Genomic DNA, 24,202 nt, shown 5'->3' on the forward strand with positions numbered 1-24,202 from the left:
ATGACAATCAAAAGTTTACAGGCAAACTCCATTTTGGCGTTTGCCTTTTTATTCCCCTATTTCCACCATCCGGATTCATAATAATACTTTACTTCTCATAAGAATAAACTCCACCTTTCCATACCAAGCCTGCTATCAAAAAATAAAGAATCCCTATAAATCAGTATTCTTGTAAAGTTATAGAGAAATAATATAAATTCTTCTTGTAAATAGATTATTCAATCATGTATAGTCTATACAAGAATGAATAACGGAGGCCGCCAATGAACAGTTTGTTTTTGCTTCCCAATACCCATGAAGAAATTATTGATACATATGATGAAGACATTATTGTCACTACCCGGGAAGGCCGCATCATTAAAGTCTCCCCACTCAGTGGAGAACCGTACGGAGTAGCGCCTGAAGAACTCCTCGGAAGATCCGTCTATGCGTTGGAAGCAGAAGGAATCTTCTCACCCGCCATTACACCGCTGGTTCTCGAAAAAAAGAAGAAAGTCGTGCTTCGGCAGGATACGCCTTCCGGCAGAAAGGTTCTGATCACGGGCATCCCCCTTTTCAATGACGAAGGGGATGTGGAGTTTGTGGTCAGCTATTCATACGATCTATCACAGCTCATGGTTATGAAGGAATACCTCGGCAACCTGGAGCTGGAAATGTCGAAAGTCAAAGGAGAACTTGCCCATCTTCGCAACCAGCAGCTGCAAGTAGAAGGCTGTGTTATGGAAAGCCCTTCTTCCAGTCGTGCACTCCAGACTGCAATTAAAATGGCGCAGCTGGAGGTACCAGTAGTGATCCAGGGAGAGCCAGGCACCGGCAAAACAGCGCTCGCTAAATTCATTCACTCACAGGGCAATAGACGAGATGCTGCGTTTATTGAGGTCAATTGCAGCGCTATCCCGGAATCGGTGTTTGACATCAGCTTTACGGGATTGGATGGCGATGGCTATATCCCTCTCGCTGCCGGAGGTACATTGGCGCTAAATGAATTGGATCAGCTTTCGGCCGCTTCACAGGCGGCGTTGTTCAAGATTCTAAAGCAGCCGCACACAGCACGTGTCATCGCCATCAGCAGTGCGTTAATTGAAGAAGCGGTCACTGCCGGAAATTTCCGGGAAGACCTGTTTTATTTGCTGCATTTGGCTGTGATTGACCTGAAGCCGCTGCGGGAAAGGCCGGATGATCTGGACCAGGCCATCGGCTATTTTCTTGAATTGCTGAACCAGACTTACGACCAACAAAAAGCAGTTTCTGATGACCTCCATTTTCATTTGCTTCAGCTGCCCTGGAAAGGCAACTTCCGGGAATTGCGCAATGTTTTGGAGCGAAGCTTTATCGAAAGTGAATCGGCTCTGATCACACTCGACGATCTGCCCCCCGCCTATCAGCCGGATTCAGATGAGCGCATCGGCTTTGAACTCGATGGCCAAACGCTTCCGGATATACTGGAATCCGTAGAAAAGAAAATTTTGCTGAACGCACAGAAACGATACCGGACTACTACGGAGATGGCAAATGTGCTCGGCATCAGCCAGCCTTCCGTCGTCCGCAAACTGAAAAAATACACAAGCACATCACTTGGGGGGAAAATTACATGACCATGCTTCACACAAAGAAAAAGACCATTGAACCCGCTGATACGTGGAAGTTTCTGATTCCTTCCATCATCGGCGCGCTATTATTCCTTTGCCCAATTTCCTATAACGGCGAAGTGACCATCGGTGTCGGCATCTTGGCGTCGTTCCTGCTGACGGCATTTGGCGAGGTCATTCCGCCATTCATCGTCATCCTGCTTGGCTTCTCCGCAATCGCCAGCTTAACGGCAACTGCCTTAAAGCCTGCTTTCGTCCGAAACTCGCCTTTCTTGCGAGCTACTTTCATCAATGGACCTTTCGGGTTGATCGTCCGTGTGCTCGCTTTCGCATTCGGCATCATGGCTTATTACGAAATCGGTCCTGAAGCAATCTCCTCACGCAATACAGGTGGTGTGGTTCTCTACGATTTGGCGCCGGTCTTGTTGACATGGTTTCTGTTTGCCGGGATCCTCCTGCCGCTGCTCGTTGAATTCGGCTTGATGGAATTTGTCGGTGCCCTGCTGAATAAGTTCATGCGCCCAGTATTCACCTTGCCGGGCCGCTCGTCCATCGACGCGATGGCATCTTGGATGGGTGCTGCGCCAGTCGGCGTACTCGTGACCATGAAGCAATACGACGAAGGGAATTATACGCAGCGCGAAGCAGCCGTTATCGCCACTACCTTCTCCATTGCTTCTGTCGCTTTCAGTCTCGTCGTAGCAAATGTGGTCGGCATTGGGCACCTGTTCCTGCCCTTTTATTTAGCAGTTTCGGTTGCTTGCTTGGTAGCTGCTATTATTATGCCGCGCATCCCGCCTCTTTCCCGCAAACCGGATGACTATTACGCCCCGGTAGGCAAACAGATCGACGATTATATTCCTAAAGGCGTACCCCTAGCCAAATGGGGATTCGATGAAGCCCGCCGCAAAGCAGCCGGCGCTGCAAGCCCAAAAAAATTAGCTCAAGTCGGAATTGAAACTGTTCTGGATATCTGGTTGGCATTGATTCCGCTGGTCATGGCTTTGGGAACAGTGGCGTTGATGGTAGCGGAATACACACCGCTTTTCAAAATCATTTCCTATCCGCTGATTCCGGTTCTGACTTTGCTTGGATTGCCGGAAGCAGCCGAAGCCGCTCCTACCTTCCTTGTCGGATTCGCGGATATGTTCCTGCCAGCCGTCCTTGGCAGTGGAATCGAAAGCGAATTGACACGCTTTGTGCTAGCCGGTGTTTCATTGACGCAAATCATCTATATGTCTGAAATCGGTATTTTGATCCTGCGGTCGAATATCCCGGTGAAATTCTGGGAACTGGCTGTCATCTTTATCTTGCGTACCATCATCACATTGCCGATTCTTGTGTTGTTCGGCCATTTGTTCGTATAAGAAAAACGTCACTTCCAGCATCTCGAATCTGGAAGTGGCGTTTTTTATTCAACGTTTTTGTATTGCCAACGCGTCCCTTCAAACGCCAGATAAAACTTTAGAGGTATAGAAGATGATACATGGATTTCTTTCATGATTGGATGCGTTTTCTGTTCAGCCGAAACCATATCTAAGTTAGAGAGTTTCTGTCACAATAAGAGAATATCTTTAAGTTACAATTTGAAAGCTCAAGGAGGAATCCGAATGAATGACCCCAATCGTTTTCGAAGACGAAGACCAAGGTTCAGCTTTACTAGTTTTATCCTGGATCTCCCAGGTCTTCGCTCAAACGCTTTATGGAAGAAAGTTCTTGTGGCACCACTTTACTTGCTGGTCGCTCTGCTTGTATTACTGGGACTCTTTGGCGGCGGCATCGGCAGCATTGTCGATCTACTGGTCATTTTTGTCATCATTATTGCCATTGTCGCATTGGTTAACGGCAGTTTGCCGCGCTTTAAAATTCCAAACCGAAAAGTGGCAGCCGTTCTTCTCGTCGCGGCCCTTGTTTTAAGCTTTCTTTGATCAAGAAAGCACTACAGATGCGGTGACTGGTACTGAATTTTATGACCATCTAGGTTCTTTTCTATTCTATGGCTTTGCATACTACCTATCAGTTCAACACAAAAAGCCGCATGCTGACATGCGGCTTTCTTGTTGAATATTCATTTTGCCCAGTGGTGGAAGAAGAAATAAAACACGATAAGCAGAATCACAATGGCTGACAAAACCAGCATCGGCACAAGACCAAAGGTGGCTTCCATTTTAACTCCTCCTCCTTTTACCTTTATCATACTCCTCTTTTTTCAAAAAACAATTAAATTTATTTGATTTTTCAGTCTACTTGAATTAGGTTTTATGAACTGAAAAGCTATCGTCCATACAAAGGGCTTTGCCATCACCCATCGAGGTCAGCGGCAGAGCCTTTTCTTTAATTTCTCTAATTCCGGTACCTTTATCTAATATTTTTGGGGGATGAATTTTAAACTGTATTCTATTCCAACAGCCTATAGAAGAACAGTTATTTTCTACTTTACTCTCTATCGTTATTTGGATTATTAATTCCGTATATCAATATTTATATATTGTAATTCGATAAATATTGTTTTATACTGAATCTAATCTTATACAATCGAGGTGCTTAAAAAATGAAACGGGAAACCCTGTTTTTGAAAATCGTTCTATTTCTCATGGCTCTTCCGGTAATCGCTGTCTGCATTTTTGTGGTGCCGCCGCTGTCTCAGTTTGTCGGAGAACTCTTGCCGGAATGGGCATTTCTGCAATATGTCTTTCTGATTGCCCTGTATGGCACAGCCGTTGCTTATTTTATTGCTTTATACCAGTCCATGAAGCTCTTGAGCTATATTGACCGCAACATCGCTTTCTCGGAACGATCCGTGAAAGCGTTGAAGAACATCAAATACTGCGCCCTTACCATCGCAGGCCTGTACTTGTTGTGTTTGCCGATTATTTTGTACATGGCTCAAGTGGATGACGCTCCTGGCCTTGGTGGGCTTGGGATGGTCATTACCTTTGGCGCCCTTGTAATTGCCGTCTTTGCGGCAGTTCTTCAAAAGCTATTGGAAAATGCGATTGAAATAAAATCAGAAAATGATCTGACGGTCTGAGGTGAAATGATATGGCAATTATAATCAACATTGACGTGATGCTTGCTAAACGAAAAATGAGCGTAACCGAGCTTTCAGAGAAAGTCGGCATTACCATGGCCAACTTGTCCATCCTGAAAAATGGCAAGGCAAAAGCCGTTCGATTATCGACCTTGGAGGCAATCTGTAAAGCTTTGGATTGTCAGCCGGGCGATGTGCTGGAATACCGGCCGGAAGAGGATGATTCCTCTTCATAACCGGGCTCCAGCCAACACTTGATAAAAGAGGTGTGCTTCATGAGAGCTTCCCTGCTTTTTCTGAGAACTGTATTGGCCCTGCTTTGCCTTCCCGCTCTTGCTTTTTGTCTGTTCGTTATTCCTGAAATGGCCAGTAGAGACGCAGCTGCCCATCCGGAGACTGCTTACCTGCAGTACCCTTTTATGCTGTCTGCCTATATATTGTTCAGCCTGTTTTTTATCGCCCTTTACCAGGCCTTTAAACTGCTGGGTTTCATCAGCCGAAACAAGGCATTTTCAATGGATTCGGTGAGCGCATTAAAGAAAATCAAATACTGTGCTTTCGCAATCGCTCTTTGCTTTATAGCAGGATTGGTGTTTCTGATTGTCTTTATCGGCGGCGACATTGCAGGCATATTCACGATGAGCCTGATCTGCATTGTTGCATCATCAACGGTCTGCGTGTTTGCAGCCTTGCTCGAGAAACTGACAGTTCAAGCCATCCGATTGAAAGAAGAAAATAAGTTAACGATCTAGAAACTCAAAGACAAAAACCGCCATCCCGATTTTTTATCCAGGTGGCGGTTTTTGCTATTCATTAACTCAGCTTCTGCCCACAATTCGGACAGAACTTGGAGCCTTCATTTTTTTGGCCGCAGTTCGGACAGAATTTCGGTGCTGCTTGCCCGCTCGTGTCTGAATCATTCGAGCCTGCATCGGCTGTTTTCTGCTGCTTGCCGGAATCAGATTCTTTCTGGCCATCCATCATTTCTTTGGCGATGTTCATGCCCATCATCATGCCGGCCATGTCGGATGCTGTATTGGATCCCGATGACTTGCCCATGGCATCGGCCACTGAGATCTGCTGGTATTTCCCGACATCCCCGACCATGCCATGCGATGCGCTTTTATTGATCATGTCCTGGATTTCCTTCGGATAATTAAAGCTCATAACCTGGAACCCGGTGACTTTCATACCGTCGTCCATCAGCTGCATATTCAAGTCATCTTGGATTCCTTGGCCGATTTCATGTGCATTGGCCTGCAAGTTGAACATGTCCTTGCCTTCTTTTGTGATCCATCGCATCAAAAGCTGATCCAGAATTGCCGTGATGCGAATTTTCACATCGTCCACCAGATAACTGTCGCGGACACCTGCAATTTTATCGATTAAGCCGACGTAATCGCTGACTTTGAACTGGAAGGTGCCGTTCGCCCGGATCGGCATGCCGCCGGGCAGCTGTGGCGCCGGAATATTGATTGGGTTCTGCGTACCCCATTTAACGGTGAATTCCTTGGTGTTTACAAACAGCACTTCCACGCGCATGCCGCTGTTAAAGCCGAAGCGAAAGCCTTTCAAAGTCGATAGGAACGGCACGATTTCCGATTCGATGTCGTACTCGCCTTCTTCCTCAAAGATCCCTTCAATTTTGCCATTATTGATGAAGATAGCATCCTGTCCTGGACGGATAATCAGCCGGCTGCCTTTTTTGACTTCATTGTTGTTCCATTTCCAGAAGATCATATCGTCTCTGAATTCTTCCCATTCCACTACATCTGAAAATTGGTTGCTGAAAAACCCCATTCTCACGGTCTCCTCCTTTAATTCAAACTGATTTTAGAATTTGCGCCCGCCTCCGCTGAAGGAGCGGCCGCCACCCGTGACGCCGCCACCGCCAAATCCACCACCGCCTCCACTGCTTTTCTTCGGAACCCTGCGGCGCGATACGGTCTTGTTGCGGAACTGGTCAAGCTTGCCTGTCACCCGTGAATTGTCGCCGTCAAAATAAGTACCGGCTGTGGTCGTCACACGTCCACCCGAATTGTAGAGCATCGAGCCGACAACAATTCCGCCCAGCAGCAAAGCAACAGCGAGCTGGAACCAGGTCTTGAAGAGAATATTTTCCGGGTTGACCCCAGGACGAAATTCCATGTAGCGGCTTGAAGTGGTTATAGTTTCACGGAAAGCTCCTGCGTAATCGCCCCGCTGCATGTCCGGAATGATCCGGTCGAGCACCATATTGACACGCTGATTATCCAATGTCGTTTCTGCAGTTCCAAAACCTGCCAGGTAAACGTCGCGTGTAGCGATGTTCATCGTCAGCAAGACGGCATTTTCCTGGCCATTTTCCACTGCCCATGTATCAAAGAAATCCCCCATGTAATCCACGATGAAAAAAGGTGCTTGCTCTTCAGACGTCAAAAACAGAAAGTCTGTTCCGTGCTTCCGGCTGTGCTCTGCGGCCACTGCTTCCAATTCGGCTATTTCTGAACCGGTCAGCAAATTGGCGTTATCGTATACGCGCTGCTCCACAGCTGCTGAAGCTGCAGTTCCGCCGATGCCAATAAAAAACAGCAGCAGGCAAAACATCATTAGCCCTTTCAATTGAAACTGTTTCACCAAAGCACACCTCCTATCGCAAACGAAATTGCTTTCAGCACAGCGAAAGTGGAGGCGGCAATGCCGATGAACCAAGCAGCGACCTTGAATGCACTGATCGGCGGCTTGCCGACCACTTTGCCGGTTTGCCCGTTCATCGCAAAGGTATGTTCCTTGTTATCGAAATCATAATAAACCATCCATACGGGAAACAATGTATAGTAGACATTCTTTTTATTGGCCAGAATTTGTTTATTCGTATAGCTGACGGTTGAGTAGCCGGAAATGGTGCTGCTTATGTACGAATCGATATAAGGCACAATTTTCGATTCGACCCGGGAAAACAACGCGTCATCGTCATAATCGTACTTCTCAGCAAGGTAACCCGCCAGGTAAGGCATTTTAAAATCCTTGAGTTCCCCATAATCATAGGGTTCCAACTTGTCCATCAATTCGTCGTCCATTTTTTCCGAAGCATCTGCTGGCACCTTCAAATAGCTGAGGTCCATTTCGCGGCGCACATCATAGAAATTAGTCTCCGTGTAGATCGTATCCCCTCTGGTATAACTGCGCACCCGGGTTGCAAGTGCTGACACATCAGCCTTCCCATCAATGTCATACAACCAGAAAGGCACATACATGCCAGTCATCTTTTTGATCCGGTCGCCACTGGCAAAACCCGGTGGTGTCAGCCTGCCGTTTTTCGTCCATTTCCGAAAAGCGGCGACGGCCTCGTCTTTGCTGATGGTGAAAGGAATCACTTTGGCAGGGGCCAGATCGCCTGTCAGCCGGTCTGCCAACAGCACCGGCGCCCCGCAGAAGCTGCAATGGGTTGCAGTGGTTTCCGCTTCAGTCAATATGACCGCTCCACAATTTTCACAATGATATTCCTTCGCTTCCTCCGGGTCGAATTTCCGTAGGATATTGGTTTCCGGAAAGGTTTCGATGTTATCCTGCCGCCCGCAGCTCGGACAGGACAGGTGTCCGGATTCGCTGTCGAACGCCATGTCCGATCCGCAGTTTGGACATTTATACTGAATGACCATTGTGTCTGCCTCCCTTCAGGTCAAAGGAAACTGTCCGCACAGCCGCTCTCATTCATTTTTGCCCAATTGGCTTTTCAATGATTCCAATTCATCATCTACATTGATGCCTGCTTTCAGCGACTCCAACTCCTCATCAACCGATGAGTCGCTGTCGTATTTTGAAGCCAGGTCCTTGATGTCTGTACTGGAGCCTTTGTTCAATTCTGACATGGCAATTGCTTCATCAAGCTCCTGATTGATTTTCTGTTCCATCTTGTCGAAGGCGGAAATCCGTTCTCCCGCTCCATCCACAGATGAAGCAAAATCGTTCATGCGTTTTTGTGTCTTTGCCACAGATGCTTTGCCTTTCAGCTCTGAGCGGCGGGATTCCAGTTCGCCGATATCCGCTTCCAGCTTGTCGTGCATTTGCCGCATCTGTTGTGTATTAGCAGCCGCAAGTTCAACAGCTGTCTGTTTATCCGTCACTTTCTCGGAAAGCTCTGCTTTGCGCTGCAGGAATTTGCGTGCATCGTCTTCATTGCCCGCTTCCAATGCTTTTACCGCATAACGCTGCATGTCACCGATTTCTTTCTCAAATTCCTCGAGCTCGCGGCGCTCCCGTTTTTCCGCAGCCATGATCGCTGCCGTCTCCGATTTCACTTTCCCCAAGTCACTGTTCAAATCACGCAGATACTGATCGATCATTTTTTCCGGATCCTCTGCTTTATCCAACAGGGCATTAATATTGCTCGTCATAATGTCTTTGAACCTTTTTAGAATTTCCATGATCATTCTCCTTTTTGTGTGGTTTATTGGACTGCCGGGCAGTCTCTCTTCCTAATGAAAGAGTACCCTATACCCGCAGAGATTAAGCATGCTATCCTCTTCCGAATTTCCCGTCTGTGGGTGTGCCAGCCGACAAGATCTGTTTGACCTTGCTATTCTTCTTCACCGCATCAGCGATTTGCCGTTGAATCGGCTTGCTGTTCCCAGGCTGGCAATGTTTTGGACAAAGCTTTGTCTTCTTTATAGCCCAGCACATATTCCGCCTGCATGATCGTGTGGATTTCACGCGTCCCTTCATAGATGACCGGCGCTTTGGAATTTCGCAAATAGCGGCTGACCGGGTATTCATCCGAGTAGCCATAAGCACCGTGGATTTGGAATGCGTCGTCCGCTGCCTGATTGGCGAAATCACAAGCCTGCCATTTCGCCAATGAAGTTTCCCGGGTGTTGCGCTTTCCTTGGTTTTTCAATTCGCCCGCACGGTAAACAAGCAGCCGGCTCATTTGAAAACCGGCTTCCATTTTTGCGATCATCTGCTGGACCAGTTGATGTCTGCCGATTTCTTTGCCGAAAGTTTGGCGTTCATGGCAATAGCTGACGCTCGCTTCCAGGCACGCCATGATTTGTCCAACAGCTCCGGCGGCCACCGTAAAGCGCCCGTTATCAAGGGCCGACATAGCTATCTTAAACCCTTCGCCTTCTTGCCCCAGCAGATTTTCTGCCGGAACTTTCACATCCTCAAAAAACAATTCACCCGTATTGCCCGCCCGGATGCCATGTTTTCCTTTAATGGCCTTGGAAGAAAAACCCTGCCAGGTTCGTTCTACTATGAAAGCGGAAATCGCTCCATGCTTTTGTTCCTGCTCACCTGTGTAGGCAAAGACCAGAAAATGGTCTGCCACATCGCAAAGAGAAATCCAGGTCTTCTGCCCATTCAACACGTAATGGTCGCCTTGCTTCACAGCAGTCGTCTTCATCGCCGCCACATCTGATCCAGCACTCGGCTCCGTCAATCCAAAAGCGCCGATTTTCTCGCCTTTCGCCTGCGGGATCAAGTATTGCTGCTTTTGTTCTTCCGTCCCCCATTGCAGAATGGTCAGGCTGTTCAATCCGGTATGGACAGATACCGCCGTACGGAATGCCGTATCGCCTCGCTCCAATTCTTCGCAGACAATCGCCAACGAATTATAATCCATGCCGCTCCCGCCGTATTTTCCCGGAATACAAACGCCCATCAGTCCAAGGTTGGCAAGCTTACCGTAAATGGCAGGGTCTGACTTGCCCGCCCGGTCCCATTCTTCGATAAACGGCATGATTTCCTTGTCGACAAAACTGCGCGTTGTGCTTCGCAGCATCCCCTGTTCTTCTGTGAATGAAAAATCCATCATGAATCGCCCCTCCCGATTTTCTTGCTCTTCAAAAAAAGCCAGCTCAAAAAGACAACAGCAAGACTGCTTGTCTGGATGAACTGGCTTCTATCTACGCGTAAAAATTTCATCGTGAAATTTCTGCAGACTTGGCAATATCTTTTCATGGGTATACATACGCTAAGTGCCCGGCAAGAACAGTTGATGCTTCCGCGCGCCTTATTGTCACTTTAAACCAGTATTAGAGGTTTGTAAATAAGTTGCAAGATTATTCAGATCTTTATTCAAAAAGAGAACTCAATCATCTTTCTTTTCTCGACAAAAATCCGCTGCCACTGCAGCCATTGCCTTCGCGCTGATCAACAAGCTTTTCTCGTCAATTTCAAACTTGGGATGATGGTGTGGATATGCTTCTTTTCCTAAGGGTTTTGCACCCACATAGAAAAAACAGCCCGGCTTTTCCTCCAGGTAATAGGCAAAATCCTCAGAAGGGGGCTGTGGCGCCACTTCTTCAACTGCTGTTACTTCCGGGATATTCGCTTCTTCAATCGCCTGGCGAACTTGCCCGGTAATTTCAGGATCGTTATAGAGGACCGGATAATCATTCGCATATTCCAGTGTCGCCTGAACGCCGAAAGAAGTTTCCAGCCCTTCCGCAAACTGGCGCACCTGCGCTTCAACCAGCTCACGGGATTCCTGGGACATCGTCCGGACATCGCCTTCCAGTGCGACAGCATCCTTGATGACATTAAATTGCCCTTTGCCGTCGAATGAGCCGATTGTCACCACTGCCGTATCAAACGGATCCATCCGTCGGCTGATGATGGTCTGGCAATTCATGACAAAAGAACTTGCTGCCACAATGGCATCATTCGCCATGTGCGGAGAAGAACCATGGCCGCCTTTTCCCTGGATATGCAGCTTAAAGCGTGCACGCCCGGTTTGGGTATTGCCGCTTCTGTAAAAAATTTTTCCGGCTTCCATCGTCGACATAACATGGATGCCGAATACGGCCGACACATCGTCAAGCACGCCAGCTCTAATCATGCCGATCGCTCCGCCCGGCGGCATTTCTTCAGCCGGCTGATGAATAACCTTAATCGTCCCCGCCAATTGCTTTTTCATTTCAGCCAGTGTTTCGGCAAGAACCAACATATAAGCCGTATGCCCATCGTGTCCGCAAGCATGCATAACACCTTTTGTTTTGGATGCGAAGGGCAAATCCGTTTCCTCTTGAATCGGCAAGGCATCGAAATCTGCACGGACCGCAATGGTTTTGCCAGATTTTTCGCCTTTTATGGTTACCACAATGCCCCGGTGGCCGCCGACATTCGTCTCCACCGAATCAACCGCCACCACTTTATAGAAATCCTCAATATAGGCAGCTGTCTTCTCTTCTTCAAACGACAGCTCCGGATGTTCGTGGAGGTGTCTCCGTATGTCAATGATGCGCTGTTCTTTGGCATCTAATCGCTTCAGCAATTCTGCAGTCAGCATTCCTATCACTCCTTTCTTTGACTCTACCCTGTCTATTGAAAAACAAGACCTTTTTCTTTCGATAGAAAAGGTCAGGCCCGATTTACTTTCTTCCGGGAAACCAATCTACGAACCAGGTTCCATCCATAGCAGTTAATAATCGGCCAAATCTATATTCCTATAATTCATATTTTTATTCATTTTTTCAGGCAGCACTCTTAAAAACCTTCCTCCAGAGAAATAACAGGAATCCCCAGCTATTATTCATACTTATTCATATCCTTCCCATTAAGCACTTTAAAAAGGATTTCCCTTTTCTGCAGTTGCTCTGCCAGGTTTTCGAGCAATTACTCATCTCCACCTTTCCGCCAAACAGTTGAATGAATAGGTTTTGATTTTATTCATTTTATTCCTTTAACAAATTGAATGGCTAATCGCGTGTATACCTTGTGAGAAAACCGTTTGAGAATAACTACTATTCAACGTTCTATACTTTATATAAAAATAAAATTAATTGTGTGAGTGCCAGGCACCCGCGCAATTAAAAAGGCACTGCCGCTAACCTGAATGGGTAGGGGCAGTGCCTTTTCACTTTTCGATTAAATATTTCTCTCGCTATCTTCATTCTTCTTATTCGCTACTTTTTTAGAATGTTCTTTCGCGTCTTTCATTTCTTCTTTCCCTTTGACTTCTTCATAATCAGTGGCTTCGTTTTCACCGTCAAAAACTTCTTTTGTTTTATTGATGGCTTTATCGATTCCCGATTCAGGTGCGCCTACGTGTTTTTCTGGTGTTTTCCCCGCTGTGCCTTTTCTAGCCATTGCTGATTCCTCCAATAATAAAGATTTTAATGATAGTTTACCCCTTGCCGTGGATATTAATCCTATCACTTGTATTTCACCGATATCAGTCGCTTCAATGAAATAAATCCCGCTCTTACGGATCAGGCAGATGCGGGTTTCGTTCTGATTTCACTCCTGTTTTTCTTCCAATTCAGGGAATACCGGATTTTCGATTAGAGAGTGGGTTCTTTCAACCAAATCTATCTCTACTGCATCAAATTCAATGCGCTTCGCATCTGGTTCTCCTCCTTCAGCCACCCTGCTGATGTGCGCAAACGGATAAAAGGTCAGCGTTTTCGCTTCTGGCGACAATCCTCGAACGGTGGCTGTCCATTCCAAATCTTCTGCTGTTCGCGAACCTCCTGGCGTAGTTCCGCCATTATAGGGAACGGGATAAACATTTCCCAAATCGTCCTGGGCAAGCAGTTCAGCTTCTACATACTGCCAGTCCTGCAGTAATGATGGTTCCACTAATTGCTGGTAGGCAATATTTACTGAGATGTCTGTAAAAGTCACTTTATCGAAGTGCACAGAGACGCCGTTATTGCTCACTTTCTGATCTAAAATAAGAGGCTCTAAGTTTTTCAGCTGCGCCACCGCGAACTCAAATTTCCAGTCTCCCACAATTTCCCCATGTTCAGTATAGAGGCTTACAGGCTCCCACTGGACATTGACCTGTTTTGCCTCCTCATCAAGATGGAGGATTTCTGCAATACCCGCAATTCCGCCTTCCACCGGCTCCCATTCCATGCCGCCAGTGGGCCCTTCTGCTTCAAGTAAGATTGGAGATCCCGTTAAATGCGCTGAAGAATCCAGTTTTTGATCTGATTCAACTGTATATGTGAACGTCACTTTTGTTCCATCGTACACCGCCTGTTCAATGGAAATTGTAATGCCATTGCTTGTTTGCGACAACCCCACATCTTCACTGAAGCGCTCATATTCCAACAACCCTCTCTCTTCCTCTGAAAAGATGGCGAACACATTGCCGATGACTGGGATCTGCGCCATGTAGTTGGCAAGTACTGGTGAGGCTGTCAGAACTGCAGCAGAACTGCCGATAAAAAGGACTGAGGCTGCGACAGCCGGCGCCAGCCATCTACGCTGTTTCTTCTTTTTAGCAGCAGAAGTTTCAAAGAATGCCTGTTCAATGATTGCATCCAAACGATCTTCCGGCACATCGATCTGTTCCATCGCTTTCTTAATTGAAATCTCTTTGCCGTTCATCTGCATACACTCCCTTCAAATTCTTTTTCAGCAATGCCAGCCCCCGGTGAATAAGCGTCTTTACCGATCCTTCCGCACAGTTCATTACTTCCGCTATTTGTTTTACAGAAAAATCCTGGTAATACCGCAGCATCAGCGCCGTCTTGTATTTCTCCGACAATAAACCCAAGGCATTTGCCACATCCAATTGCTGAGCTATATCTGCAGAGGAATCCATCTCCAGTACTTGTTCTTCCACTTTATCCATTACAACGAGCTTTTTGTTTTTCTTCAAAGCTGTCAGAGCTTTGTTGATACAGATGCGTGTTAACCAAGTCGAGAAGTAAGCCGGATTCTTTAATTGATGGATTGACTCAATGGCCTGAAGAACAGTCTGCTGAAAAATTTCCAACGCCTCATCTTCGTTTTTCACATATGTATAGGCCATGCGGTATAATTTCTCTTTTTCTAATTTCAATAATTTCTGAAGCGCTAAGCGATCGCCTCGAATTGCTGCTGCAATCATGTCCTCATCGTGCTGCATCCACCTCATCCTCCCTTTATTAATTAGAGACAGCGGCACTTCAAAACGTTTCACTTATTTTTCACTACTAAAATTTTACCATTCTTTAAACTCACCTAAGCAAAATAAAAACGCCTCTTAAGATAGAGGCGCTTCGTTTTACAGAGTTAAAGTGGTCCACAATCAATAAATTGCGCAATCACCAGAATATGCTGGCTCTAAAAGATAAAAAGCAGACAGAACAAAAGAACCAAGGACTTATACAAAGCAGGCCTTAATCATAAAAACTCAAAAAAACTTTCGAGTTTGGTACAAATTCGAGCCTTCAAATTTGGTTTTCTTTATTCTATAGGATTATGATATGAACATCCAAAATTAAATTGAAAGAAATGGAAGGCGAAAAAATGAACAATAAAGGGCAAAGCAATATTAAAGTAGTTATTGGGGGATTGCTGCTGGCGATTTTAGTGGCATCCATGGACAACACGATTGTCACGACGGCGCTCCCTTCAATCGTTGGGGAACTGGGCGGTGTCGATAAATTCGTCTGGGTCACTTCCGCTTATCTGGTCGCACAGATGGCGGGAATGCCGATTTTCGGTAAACTTTCCGATATGTATGGACGCAAACGTTTTTTCATTTTCGGGTTACTGGTTTTCATGATCGGTTCGGTGCTTTGCGGTACAGCGGATACCATCAATGAATTGATCATCTACCGTGCGATTCAAGGAATCGGCGGCGGAGCACTCATGCCGATTGCATTCACGATCATGTTTGACGTTGTGCCGTTAAAACAACGCGGCAAAATGAGCGGCATGTTCGGTGCCGTATTCGGGATTTCCAGCGTCTTTGGTCCTTTGCTGGGTGCTTATATCACGGAATATATCAACTGGACATGGATTTTCTATATCAACATTCCACTTGGCTTAATTGCTTTCATAATGGTGGCTTTCTTCTATAAAGAGTCACTCGAACATGCCGAACAAAAAATCGACTGGCTCGGTGCTGCTACACTTGTCGGCGCAGTTGTCTGCCTGATGTTTGCAGTGGAACTGGGCGGCAAGGAATTTGCGTGGGTATCTCCTCAAAGCTTCGGTTTATTCGCCGGCTTTGCTGTACTCGCCATCATCTTCATCATTGCAGAACGTCGCGCTGATGAACCGGTCATCGATTTCAGCATGTTCAAAGAACGCCTCTTTGCGACAAGTGGCCTCATTTCGATTTTCAGCGGTGCTGCTTTCATCACGGCTTCGGTTTACATCCCGTTCTATATCCAAGGGGTTCAAGGAGGGAATGCGACGAACTCCGGACTCGTTCTGTTGCCGATGATGGTCGGCTCGGTTGTCAGTGCTTCGATCGGCGGCGCCTTGATGGCCAAGTTCGCTTATCGCTCATTCTTGATTCCGACACTCGCTCTACTGACAGTCGGCATGATTTTGCTTGCCACTTTATCGATTGATACATCACGATTCCTGGTGGTCTTCTTTATGATTCTTGCCGGACTTGGCATTGGCGCATCCTTCTCCGTGCTGCCATCAGCCGCCATCCATCCGTTTTCAGTACGCAAACGCGGTGCCGCAACTTCCACCGTCAGCTTCCTGCGTACATTCGGGATGACCATCGGCATCACCATTTTCGGGATTATCCAAAGCCATGCGTTCACGCGTAATATGACCGAAAATTTTGGAGCCGGAGCTGCCAGCTTTACTGGAGACTCCCGTGCCCTATTGTCTGCTGAAGGACGTGCCAATATTCCTGCCGAACTGTCAGCCCAATTGACGGATGCCCTTTCTTCTTCCATTGCGAGCACATTCCTATGGGCGATCGTCCCTGCTGTTCTGGCGCTCATTGTCGCGTTTATGATGAGCAAGGAAAAGCTTGGCGACCAGATTGTGAAGAACTGAAAATAACTAGTTATTTTTAAGATGCAGGAATAGTGTAAACAAAAGGTGTTGCCTGAACTGCGAAAAGCAGCTTGTGCAACACCTTTTTATTTCGTTCTATTGTTTTAAAAATGACACAAAATAATTGACAAATAAGTCAAGCGGATATATGGTTATACACATAAGTATATAACCATACAGCCAGAAGGGTTCAGGAGGTGTTTTCAGTGAGCAATGCGTTTGATTCGAGTAAACCAATTTTTTTGCAGGTCCGTGAATTGATTGAAGACCAAATTGTCAATGATCAGCTGAAAGAAGGAGATCAGGCACCATCGACCAATCAGCTCGTCAATTTTTATAAGATCAATCATGCGACTGTCTCAAAAGGGATCAACCAGCTGGTGGAAGAAGGAATCTTATTTAAGAAGAGAGGGATTGGGATGTTTGTAGCAGAAGGAGCAAAACAGACATTGGTCGGACAGCGCAAAGAAGCATTTGTCGACAATTACGTCAGGAGTCTCATTCAGGAAGCAAAGAAGCTTGGCATTTCCCAACAAGAAATTATTGACCTGATCAAAAACACGAAAGGGAGTGAAGGATGATGGCTGCCAAAATAGAGATGAAAAATGTCACGTTGAAATTCGGGAAATTTGAAGCATTAAAGGACATTTCACTGGCGCTGGAAGTTGGCAAGATCCACGGCCTCATCGGGCGCAACGGTGCTGGCAAGACTTCCCTTCTGTCTTTGCTCGCGGCTTTCCGTGAACCGACAACCGGCCAAATAGAGATTGATGGTGAACCAGTCTTTGAAAATCCAGAGAAGATGCAGCAGATTTCGTTCATTTATGAAAAGGACTATGCAGACGAATACGAAAAGATTCCTGCTTTGCTTGAATTTCCGGAAAGGTATCGCCCAAACTACGACAAAGATTACGCCAACCATTTACTGAAGCGCTTTAAACTGCCGCTCGACAAGCCTGCCCATAAATTATCCAAAGGCATGCAGTCAGCGTTGAATGTGGTCATCGGACTTGCGAGCCGCACGCCCGTGACAATTTTCGATGAAGCCTATCTGGGAATGGATGCACCGGCACGCCAAATCTTCTATGAGGAAATTCTAGCGGACCAGGCAGAATATCCGCGGACCTTCATTCTTTCCACTCATCTGGTGTCGGAAATGGATTACCTTTTCGATAAGGTCGTCATCATCGATCAAGGAAACCTCTTGCTGAACGAGGAATATGAAACCCTTTCTGCTCAAGGTGCTTCGATTACAGGATCAGCCGATCAGGTTGATGATTTTGTCGCCGGCATGAAAGTTTTGAACGAACAAAGGCTGGGCGGCACGAAATCAGTTATGGTTTACGGTACGCTGACTGAACAGAACCAACTCGCCGCACGGGAACAAGGCCTTGAAATCGGCCCAGTGCCGCTGCAGGACCTGTTCATCCACTTAACAGAGGAGGCGCATTAAGATGAAACAATTAAAATTGTATCCAAAAGTTGCTTTCGACCTCTTTTACGAACAGTTTAAATGGGCGATTTGGTTTTTCTCATTTTTGATTGCCGCACACATCATCGGCATGTTCATCGTAGTCAGAAACGATGCCAGCGTTGATCCCTTCTTCGCCTTTTCAAGCTATTCTGTAGCGATCTTCATGCTGGTCTGCGGGATTATCGCAGCCTATGGCTTTCTTGGCTACTATGTGCAGCAAGGCATCACACGCAAGGATTTGTATATGGGTACCGTTTTATCCGCACTTGCATTGGCGGCGGCTGTCACTTTAGTGCCGCTCGCTGTCAACGGCATTGAGCACTTTATTTCAGGCTTCGCTGCACTGCCCATTGGCACAGATGGTGTCGGCGCGTTCTATCCGTCATCCGGATGGCTTTCGGCCACCGTCACGTTTTTTATCAACGCTTTCACTTATTACTTGATCGGTTGGCTGATTGGAATCGGCTATTACCGCTTTGGCTGGATCATCGGCTTTGTTTTCGTCGGAATTGCGGTTGCTGCTCTCAGCCTCAATGGCTATTTCCTTGGAGACAGTGGATTGAGTTCCATTATTCCTTGGGTACCTTATATTCCTGCAGAAGCTGGACCAGCTTTAGCCATCACCGGTTCACTCATTTTGGTTGCCGTCTTGCTGATTTCCACGCGCCTGATGACAAAACGCATTACCATCAAGATGTAAACATATATGAAAAGACGTTGCAGGTAACTTGACTAGTTACTCGCACCGTCTTTTTTTCGTACATGAATGCAATTGTGTGCGTGCCTGGCACACACACAATTCTATTGTTCAAATCTCTGCCATCAAAAATTGATATTCAATTTATATTCATCCTTTATGATAAATCAGAAATGTTATAGAGAGAGGAGAAATAAGCAATGAACAGATTCCTGAATCCAATCACTGATTGGGTATCGACCAAAAAAGGCATGTGGATCACCATCATCGTCTGGCTTGTCCTAATGATTGCACTCAGCATGGGACCGAGACTCAATGATTACAAAGTGGCCAATTTCCAATCACTGCCCGATGATGCACAATCAATTATCGCGGACCAGAAACTGAAAGAATATTTCCCGAACGACCAAGGAACGCCTGGCATTCTCGTTTTCCATAACAGCGAAGGCGATGTCAATCCCGAAACTGTCCAGGAAATTCTGACAGGCATTACAGAGGCAAACATTAAAGGCATCGACTCAATTGTCGACATAAGCCAATTGCCACCTCCTGCTTTGGAAGGTTTTTATTCCGAAGACAATACAACAATGATTATTCCAATGTCACTTGAAGCAGGGCTCGGCAGTGCCGACTTTGCGGAAATCAATGACGAAGCTTCTGAAATCGGCAGCGACATCGCAGCTGATTCCGGTTCGATGGAATTCTACGTTACCGGTCCTGCCGGCATTGCAGGCGATACCGTCAAATTGTTTGAAGAAGCGGATTTTGTGTTGTTGATTGCAACAGTCCTGATCATTCTTGTACTGTTGATCGTCATCTACCGCTCGCCGCTACTCGCATTCATTCCACTTCTGGCGACAGTGATCGTCTATCAGGTGGTTAACCAGACGCTTGCCTTCATGGGCTCTGGCGGATTGGAACTGACCAGCCAAACGACTTCGATCATGAGCATCCTGCTGTTTGCGGCTGTAATCGATTACTCGCTGTTCGTTTTCTCACGCTTCCGTGAGGAATTGAACCATTACGAAAGCAAACACGAAGCCATGAAACATGCCATGCGGGCAACGGGTGAACCGGTGTTCTTCGCTGGCGGTACTGTTCTTGCAGCCATGCTTGTGCTGTTCTTTGCAGACTTCCGTGACTATGCAAATTTTGCACCGATTTTCGGTACGGCTGTTTTCGTTATCATGATTGCTTCGATTACGCTGATTCCGGCTTTATTCACGTTATTCGGCCGCAAAGCATTTTGGCCGAAAGTGCCGAAATATGGCCAATCCTCAGAAGTGAAACACGGAATCTGGGGACCTGTTGCGAAATTCGTCGTCAACAAACCTTTGATTTCCGGCGGACTTGTCGCCGTTCTGATGATTGTTTCAGCATTGAATATTGTGAATCTGGAGTTTGAATTCGATACAGTGAAATCATTCCCGGAAGACATGCCTTCTCGTGTCGGTTATGAAATTGTTGAACAGAAATTCGACAAAGGCGAAATTGCGCCTTCCACCCTATTGGTTGTTGGGGATGAGCCGATTACAGAAGAAGCCGCAGCCGCTCTTTCTGAAGAGCTGACTGCTTATGGCGAAATTGCTTCTGCCCGTTTGTCCGGCCAAACTGATAATGGCGAAGCAGTGAAATACAACATTGCCTTATCGATGAATCCGTATTCGACAGAAGCCCTTGATTTCGTGGAACAACTGCGGAACGACAGCGGCGCTTTGCTTGATCGTGCGTCCATTGACGGAGACACGCATTTCGGCGGCATTACACCGAAACTCGTTGATGAACGGGAAGTCAACAATAGCGATATCTACAAAATTGTTGTACTTGAAACCTTATTGATTTTGGTATTGCTGTTCGTCCTGACCCGCTCTTGGAAAATGCCGATCTATATGATGGCGACGATTTTGCTTTCTTACTTGTCGGCGCTCGGCTTGGGAATTTTCCTGGTCGATGTGTTGTTCGGCTATGAGGCCATCAGTACACGTGTACCGGTATATGCGTTTATCTTCCTGGTAGCACTTGGCATTGACTATAACATTATCCTGGTTTCACGCTTTATCGAAGAACGGAAATCACACAAAGTCAAAAAAGCCCTGGAAATCGCCATCAGCCATACAGGCGGTGTCATCTCTTCTGCCGGCATCATCCTGGCCGCCACTTTTGCCGCATTGACTACTATGCCAATCGCTGATTTGTTCGTATTCGGTTTCATGGTTTCAATCGGAATCTTGATTGATACTTTCCTGGTGCGCGGCATGCTTCTTCCAGCTTTGATATTGTTTTTTGAAAAAGACAAGTAAACCCTGCATAATATAGAGAGTGGAAAGTCCGGCCACCCATGTGCCGGGCTTTCTGATTGAATGGGAGGAATCCGCATGAAAATACTCGTCGTGGACGATGATGTTTATATCCAGCAGCTGGTCGCAATTCACCTCAGCAAAGAAGGCTATACCGTCTTTAAAGCAAATGATGCAGAACAGGCCTTGCTGCTGCTTGAGGACCAACTTGTTGACCTGGCCATCGTCGACGTTATGATGCCGGGCATGGACGGGTTTCAGCTGACCCGTATCCTGACCCAGGACCTCAATATTCCCGTGATTCTCTTGACAGCAAAAGGCCAGCTCGAGGATAAGGAAAAAGGCTTCCTGTCCGGAACCGAGGATTACATGGTCAAGCCTTTCGAACCGAAGGAATTGCTGTTTCGCGTCGCCGTTGTCCTGCGACGCTCGGAGCGTTCTGTCCAGGAGAATCTGCAGGCCGGAAACCTATCGATCAATCGCCGGAACTTCGAAGTGACCATCGGCAAAGAAACACTGATTTTGCCGCTGAAGGAATTCGAGTTGCTGTCGCTGCTGGTTTCGCGCGTCAATCTGGCCACTCCCCGCGGATTGCTGATGGATTATGTCTGGGGCGAAGAACACGAAGGCAGCGAAATGACTTTGAATACCCACATCAACCGGATCCGGGACCGCCTCAAGCGTTACGGAGCTGATGTTGAAATCCACACATTGCGTGGAATCGGCTATAAGCTGGAGGCTTCAAAATGAAAACTTTGTACCGGCAATTCACTGTCGCTACGCTGTTCATTCTGGCCATCAGCATCCTCATTGGGTTTTCCATCGCCAATATCTTCTATGTGACGGTCACTAAAGATGAAACGATCGAACAAAACGTGGCCATTGCCGAAGAAATTATCAGCACCGTACAAAACGTGCCGTATTCGGATGAAAGTTTCACCAATTACCTGCAGGCAGTCGCAAAGCTTGGCTACCAGATTGCGCTTGTCGACAGCTCCGGAGAGATGCAGTTTTTCGGCAAACCGTTTGACGATACCGCGTTTCCTGAACAGGCCGAACAGGTTCTGTCGGAAAATGAAGTCTATACGGGACTGGACAATTTCACAGATGACATTTTCATGATCGGCCATTTCACCAATGAACTGCACAATACAGTCGGTGTGCCGTTTGAAAGAAGCGGTGAACCTTATGGCCTGTTCATCCGGCCCGATACCAAGCTTGTTTCGACGGATATCCATTCCGTCCTGATCGGCTTTGTAGTGGCAATTGCACTTGTCAGCATCATCGGCATGATCTGGATGGCGCGACAATTGACGCGGCCAATTGTCCAGCTGACAGAAGCGACCAAACATATTGCCCGCGAGAACTACAGCTTTCCGCTTGATATTCGGCGCAATGATGAAATTGGCCAGCTTTCTGAAAGCTTCAATTTGATGCAGAAACAATTGCAGCACAACGACTTGGCACGTAAATCGTTCATCAGCAACGTGTCACATGATTTCCAATCGCCGTTGATGAACATCCAGGGCTACGCGGATCTGTTGAAGTCACCGGGGCTTTCCGACAACGACCGTCTAGCGTATACGTCCATCATCGACCAGGAAGCCAAGCGGTTGTCCAGCTTGACACGCCAATTGCTGCTGCTGACATCGCTCGACCAAGGTGCTTATCCGATGAAAACAAAAGAGTTCCAGCTGGATGAACAATTGAGAGGCGTCGTCCGGAAATACCGCTGGCGGCTTGAAGAAGAAGACATCAACCTGTCTTACCAGCTCGCTCCAACACGTTTCCGCGGCGATGCCGAACTGCTTGATAATGTCTGGGACAACTTGTTGACCAACGCCATCAAATACAATAAACCCGGCGGCAGCATCGAAATCATCCTGCAGTCGGACGATACCGGCATCACCGTTACATTTAAAGACAGCGGACAAGGCATTCCGGAAGACGCCTTGCCGCAGTTGTTCGATCGCTTCTACCGTGTCGATGCCGCACGCAAAAAAGACAGCACCGGACTTGGGCTGTCGATTGTGCACCAAATCGTCACCTTGCACCATGGCACCATTCGGGTTAATAGCCGGCTGGGCACAGGAAGTGAATTTATCCTGGCCTTCCCGCATCCCGTTCCCACACAATACTAAGTTGGAGGTTTTATTATGGAAAAAACTTGGAGTCTTCGTTTAATACGCTTTTCAGCCATTTTTGGCTTGTTCGGTACATTTCTTGGTTCGCAAATGGCTGGAGAAATGGATTACAGCCTGCGTCCAATCCATGCCCACATCTTGCTTGTCGGCTGGTTATCGGTCTTTGCTTGGGGCATCTTCTACCGGGTCTATACGATCAAATTCAAAAAACTTGTCGCTATCCACAGTGTACTCGGCATGGTCGGTGCCTTTACCTTGACCAGCGGCATGTGGTTGTATAACCTGAACCCATTCAATTGGAATGAAACCTTTGTCATGATCTTTTTCATCGTAGGCGGAAGCTTGCTGTTGCTGGCATTCCTGCTGTTTTTGGTCATTACGTTCTTGACGGAAAAAGAATAGAATACAAGAAATCCACTGGAGAAAAGCCAAGCTTTTTCTTCAGTGGATTTTTTACAGTTGAATGATCATTAAAGACTGATTCTATAGGAACCTTTCATTTTGCATTACAATTTAAAACAGCGGCTTTTAATCCTGTAAAGTCCGTAATAGCAGGATTCATTTTCAACAAGCTATTCAAACCAATCATTTTTTGATTTCCTTTTTCGAGATTGATTTGTTCAGTGGGCAGCACAAAGAATTTCCACTGATTCAAATCCAATGGGTTCACAGCGCTTCGATCCAGTTCTTTAAGCAGACAGAATACGTAAACGTCTGCATTTCTTTTTACTTCTGTTGCATATGTATTGGTACTGGCTTCCCATGCTAAAGCGGGTCGTATACTAAATTGGATAACTGAATTTCTGCTTTGCTTCCATGACTGTAAATAAGCGGCTGACTTCACTTCCACTTTAATGCCTTCAGCAGTAATCAAATCGAAAGCATCCCATTCCAAACGAACTCCTTCCACAGCATTTAAAGCCTTTCCTACAATAAATTCTGCGATTTTACCTCTCAATGCATTATTAAGCAAATCAGATTGATTCCACTGCCAAAAATCTAACAGTTTAATTCCAGCATCAGCATTATTAATAATAAAAGGTTCTTCTCCTGTTTTCTTCAAACTCTTTCCCTCTCTTCTTTTTCTATACATATATTATTCTAATATCGACTACCGTGCATCATTACTTCAAGTTATTAAGAAGACTAGAATACATTACTGAACAAACAAAAAAAACTGTCCAAAAGCGGCGAACCGCTTTGAACAGCTTAATTTATTACTATTTTGTTTGGCTAAAGCAGGAAG

The 24,202-nt window shown here is 46.5% G+C and carries 24 protein-coding genes; 14 read left to right on the forward strand and 10 right to left on the reverse strand.

The window, feature by feature from the left end:
* Positions 1 to 263 precede the first annotated feature (263 nt).
* The 6 genes from IRE19_RS13865 to IRE19_RS13890 all read left to right on the forward strand — a co-directional run bounded on the left by IRE19_RS13865 (position 264) and on the right by IRE19_RS13890 (position 5,372).
* Positions 264 to 1,595, forward strand: a complete 1,332-nt coding sequence (locus tag IRE19_RS13865; protein WP_191716202.1) for a sigma 54-interacting transcriptional regulator — start codon at positions 264 to 266, stop codon at positions 1,593 to 1,595.
* Positions 1,592 to 2,956: a YjiH family protein gene (locus IRE19_RS13870; RefSeq protein ID WP_191716203.1), complete on the forward strand. Its 1,365-nt coding sequence runs from the start codon at positions 1,592 to 1,594 to the stop codon at positions 2,954 to 2,956. The genes IRE19_RS13865 and IRE19_RS13870 overlap by 4 nt, the downstream gene beginning before the upstream one ends.
* A gap of 243 nt (positions 2,957 to 3,199) precedes the next feature.
* Positions 3,200 to 3,517, forward strand: a complete 318-nt coding sequence (locus tag IRE19_RS13875; protein WP_203340867.1) for a hypothetical protein — start codon at positions 3,200 to 3,202, stop codon at positions 3,515 to 3,517.
* A gap of 623 nt (positions 3,518 to 4,140) precedes the next feature.
* Positions 4,141 to 4,620 (forward strand): DUF2975 domain-containing protein, encoded by a 480-nt coding sequence (locus IRE19_RS13880; protein WP_203340868.1) that lies wholly within the window; start codon positions 4,141 to 4,143, stop codon positions 4,618 to 4,620.
* An 11-nt stretch (positions 4,621 to 4,631) separates the two neighbouring features.
* The gene (locus IRE19_RS13885; protein ID WP_191716206.1) at positions 4,632 to 4,856 is read left to right on the forward strand and encodes a helix-turn-helix domain-containing protein; all 225 of its coding nucleotides are present in this window, start codon (positions 4,632 to 4,634) and stop codon (positions 4,854 to 4,856) included.
* A 39-nt stretch (positions 4,857 to 4,895) separates the two neighbouring features.
* Positions 4,896 to 5,372, forward strand: coding sequence for a DUF2975 domain-containing protein (locus IRE19_RS13890; protein ID WP_203340869.1), 477 nt, complete (start codon positions 4,896 to 4,898; stop codon positions 5,370 to 5,372).
* A gap of 61 nt (positions 5,373 to 5,433) precedes the next feature.
* Here the strand turns inward: IRE19_RS13890 and IRE19_RS13895 are convergent, their stop codons facing one another.
* From IRE19_RS13895 to IRE19_RS13935, 9 genes are all read right to left on the reverse strand, one after another.
* Positions 5,434 to 6,420, reverse strand: a complete 987-nt coding sequence (locus IRE19_RS13895) for an SPFH domain-containing protein (RefSeq protein ID WP_203340870.1) — start codon at positions 6,418 to 6,420, stop codon at positions 5,434 to 5,436.
* 33 nt (positions 6,421 to 6,453) lie between these two features.
* Positions 6,454 to 7,236 (reverse strand): TPM domain-containing protein, encoded by a 783-nt coding sequence (locus tag IRE19_RS13900; RefSeq protein WP_203340871.1) that lies wholly within the window; start codon positions 7,234 to 7,236, stop codon positions 6,454 to 6,456.
* Positions 7,233 to 8,261: a TFIIB-type zinc ribbon-containing protein gene (locus IRE19_RS13905; protein ID WP_203340872.1), complete on the reverse strand. Its 1,029-nt coding sequence runs from the start codon at positions 8,259 to 8,261 to the stop codon at positions 7,233 to 7,235. The genes IRE19_RS13900 and IRE19_RS13905 overlap by 4 nt, the downstream gene beginning before the upstream one ends.
* A 48-nt stretch (positions 8,262 to 8,309) precedes the next feature.
* A complete protein-coding gene (locus tag IRE19_RS13910; RefSeq protein WP_203340873.1) occupies positions 8,310 to 9,026 on the reverse strand; it encodes a PspA/IM30 family protein in 717 nt (238 codons plus the stop codon).
* Positions 9,027 to 9,196: 170 nt separating this feature from the next.
* Complete coding sequence (locus IRE19_RS13915; RefSeq protein ID WP_203340925.1) at positions 9,197 to 10,411, reverse strand: acyl-CoA dehydrogenase family protein; 1,215 nt, start codon at positions 10,409 to 10,411, stop codon at positions 9,197 to 9,199.
* A 279-nt stretch (positions 10,412 to 10,690) separates the two neighbouring features.
* Entirely contained in the window at positions 10,691 to 11,890 is a 1,200-nt protein-coding gene (locus tag IRE19_RS13920) for an amidohydrolase (RefSeq protein WP_203340874.1), read from the reverse strand.
* A gap of 578 nt (positions 11,891 to 12,468) precedes the next feature.
* Positions 12,469 to 12,690: a hypothetical protein gene (locus IRE19_RS13925; RefSeq protein ID WP_191716213.1), complete on the reverse strand. Its 222-nt coding sequence runs from the start codon at positions 12,688 to 12,690 to the stop codon at positions 12,469 to 12,471.
* Between the two features lie 150 nt (positions 12,691 to 12,840).
* On the reverse strand, positions 12,841 to 13,938 hold the full coding sequence (locus IRE19_RS13930) for a DUF4179 domain-containing protein (protein ID WP_203340875.1): 1,098 nt from the start codon (positions 13,936 to 13,938) through the stop codon (positions 12,841 to 12,843).
* Positions 13,913 to 14,461: a sigma-70 family RNA polymerase sigma factor gene (locus IRE19_RS13935; RefSeq protein WP_203340876.1), complete on the reverse strand. Its 549-nt coding sequence runs from the start codon at positions 14,459 to 14,461 to the stop codon at positions 13,913 to 13,915. The genes IRE19_RS13930 and IRE19_RS13935 overlap by 26 nt, the downstream gene beginning before the upstream one ends.
* Positions 14,462 to 14,844: 383 nt before the next feature.
* Here IRE19_RS13935 and IRE19_RS13940 point away from each other — a divergent pair, with 383 nt between their 5' ends.
* From IRE19_RS13940 to IRE19_RS13975, 8 genes are all read left to right on the forward strand, one after another.
* On the forward strand, positions 14,845 to 16,344 hold the full coding sequence (locus IRE19_RS13940; RefSeq protein WP_203340877.1) for an MDR family MFS transporter: 1,500 nt from the start codon (positions 14,845 to 14,847) through the stop codon (positions 16,342 to 16,344).
* 206 nt (positions 16,345 to 16,550) lie between these two features.
* Positions 16,551 to 16,925: a GntR family transcriptional regulator gene (locus IRE19_RS13945; RefSeq protein ID WP_191716217.1), complete on the forward strand. Its 375-nt coding sequence runs from the start codon at positions 16,551 to 16,553 to the stop codon at positions 16,923 to 16,925.
* Between the two features lie 17 nt (positions 16,926 to 16,942).
* Positions 16,943 to 17,797 carry an ATP-binding cassette domain-containing protein gene (locus IRE19_RS13950; protein ID WP_432419933.1) on the forward strand — a complete coding sequence of 285 codons (855 nt, stop codon included), beginning with the start codon at positions 16,943 to 16,945 and terminating at the stop codon, positions 17,795 to 17,797.
* Position 17,798: 1 nt separating this feature from the next.
* Entirely contained in the window at positions 17,799 to 18,518 is a 720-nt protein-coding gene (locus IRE19_RS13955) for a hypothetical protein (protein WP_203340878.1), read from the forward strand.
* A gap of 197 nt (positions 18,519 to 18,715) precedes the next feature.
* The gene (locus IRE19_RS13960) at positions 18,716 to 20,815 is read left to right on the forward strand and encodes an MMPL family transporter (RefSeq protein ID WP_191716219.1); all 2,100 of its coding nucleotides are present in this window, start codon (positions 18,716 to 18,718) and stop codon (positions 20,813 to 20,815) included.
* 75 nt (positions 20,816 to 20,890) lie between these two features.
* Positions 20,891 to 21,562 (forward strand): response regulator transcription factor, encoded by a 672-nt coding sequence (locus tag IRE19_RS13965; protein WP_191716220.1) that lies wholly within the window; start codon positions 20,891 to 20,893, stop codon positions 21,560 to 21,562.
* Complete coding sequence (locus tag IRE19_RS13970) at positions 21,559 to 22,953, forward strand: sensor histidine kinase (RefSeq protein WP_203340879.1); 1,395 nt, start codon at positions 21,559 to 21,561, stop codon at positions 22,951 to 22,953. The genes IRE19_RS13965 and IRE19_RS13970 overlap by 4 nt, the downstream gene beginning before the upstream one ends.
* Before the next feature lie 15 nt (positions 22,954 to 22,968).
* On the forward strand, positions 22,969 to 23,358 hold the full coding sequence (locus IRE19_RS13975; RefSeq protein WP_203340880.1) for a hypothetical protein: 390 nt from the start codon (positions 22,969 to 22,971) through the stop codon (positions 23,356 to 23,358).
* A 94-nt stretch (positions 23,359 to 23,452) separates the two neighbouring features.
* Here the strand turns inward: IRE19_RS13975 and IRE19_RS13980 are convergent, their stop codons facing one another.
* Positions 23,453 to 24,019: a hypothetical protein gene (locus IRE19_RS13980; protein WP_203340881.1), complete on the reverse strand. Its 567-nt coding sequence runs from the start codon at positions 24,017 to 24,019 to the stop codon at positions 23,453 to 23,455.
* Positions 24,020 to 24,202: the final 183 nt, after the last annotated feature.

The sequence above is a fragment of the Planococcus beijingensis genome (assembly GCF_016820615.1).
Lineage (GTDB): Bacteria > Bacillota > Bacilli > Bacillales_A > Planococcaceae > Planococcus > Planococcus notacanthi.

Bases quoted from the DNA above. Each gene is read 5' to 3' on its own strand.
- IRE19_RS13915 (WP_203340925.1), bottom strand. From the start codon at position 10,411: ATGGATTTTTCATTCACAGAAGAACAGGGGATGCTGCGAAGCACAACG.
- IRE19_RS13870 (WP_191716203.1), top strand. From the start codon at position 1,592: ATGACCATGCTTCACACAAAGAAAAAGACCATTGAACCCGCTGATACG.
- IRE19_RS13920 (WP_203340874.1), bottom strand. From the start codon at position 11,890: ATGCTGACTGCAGAATTGCTGAAGCGATTAGATGCCAAAGAACAGCGC.
- IRE19_RS13885 (WP_191716206.1), top strand. From the start codon at position 4,632: ATGGCAATTATAATCAACATTGACGTGATGCTTGCTAAACGAAAAATG.
- IRE19_RS13925 (WP_191716213.1), bottom strand. From the start codon at position 12,690: ATGGCTAGAAAAGGCACAGCGGGGAAAACACCAGAAAAACACGTAGGC.
- IRE19_RS13905 (WP_203340872.1), bottom strand. From the start codon at position 8,261: ATGGTCATTCAGTATAAATGTCCAAACTGCGGATCGGACATGGCGTTC.
- IRE19_RS13955 (WP_203340878.1), top strand. From the start codon at position 17,799: ATGAAACAATTAAAATTGTATCCAAAAGTTGCTTTCGACCTCTTTTAC.
- IRE19_RS13960 (WP_191716219.1), top strand. From the start codon at position 18,716: ATGAACAGATTCCTGAATCCAATCACTGATTGGGTATCGACCAAAAAA.
- IRE19_RS13950 (WP_432419933.1), top strand. From the start codon at position 16,943: ATGAAAAATGTCACGTTGAAATTCGGGAAATTTGAAGCATTAAAGGAC.
- IRE19_RS13910 (WP_203340873.1), bottom strand. From the start codon at position 9,026: ATGGAAATTCTAAAAAGGTTCAAAGACATTATGACGAGCAATATTAAT.
- IRE19_RS13865 (WP_191716202.1), top strand. From the start codon at position 264: ATGAACAGTTTGTTTTTGCTTCCCAATACCCATGAAGAAATTATTGAT.
- IRE19_RS13880 (WP_203340868.1), top strand. From the start codon at position 4,141: ATGAAACGGGAAACCCTGTTTTTGAAAATCGTTCTATTTCTCATGGCT.
- IRE19_RS13975 (WP_203340880.1), top strand. From the start codon at position 22,969: ATGGAAAAAACTTGGAGTCTTCGTTTAATACGCTTTTCAGCCATTTTT.
- IRE19_RS13940 (WP_203340877.1), top strand. From the start codon at position 14,845: ATGAACAATAAAGGGCAAAGCAATATTAAAGTAGTTATTGGGGGATTG.
- IRE19_RS13875 (WP_203340867.1), top strand. From the start codon at position 3,200: ATGAATGACCCCAATCGTTTTCGAAGACGAAGACCAAGGTTCAGCTTT.
- IRE19_RS13970 (WP_203340879.1), top strand. From the start codon at position 21,559: ATGAAAACTTTGTACCGGCAATTCACTGTCGCTACGCTGTTCATTCTG.
- IRE19_RS13895 (WP_203340870.1), bottom strand. From the start codon at position 6,420: ATGGGGTTTTTCAGCAACCAATTTTCAGATGTAGTGGAATGGGAAGAA.
- IRE19_RS13935 (WP_203340876.1), bottom strand. From the start codon at position 14,461: ATGCAGCACGATGAGGACATGATTGCAGCAGCAATTCGAGGCGATCGC.
- IRE19_RS13930 (WP_203340875.1), bottom strand. From the start codon at position 13,938: ATGAACGGCAAAGAGATTTCAATTAAGAAAGCGATGGAACAGATCGAT.
- IRE19_RS13965 (WP_191716220.1), top strand. From the start codon at position 20,891: ATGAAAATACTCGTCGTGGACGATGATGTTTATATCCAGCAGCTGGTC.
- IRE19_RS13890 (WP_203340869.1), top strand. From the start codon at position 4,896: ATGAGAGCTTCCCTGCTTTTTCTGAGAACTGTATTGGCCCTGCTTTGC.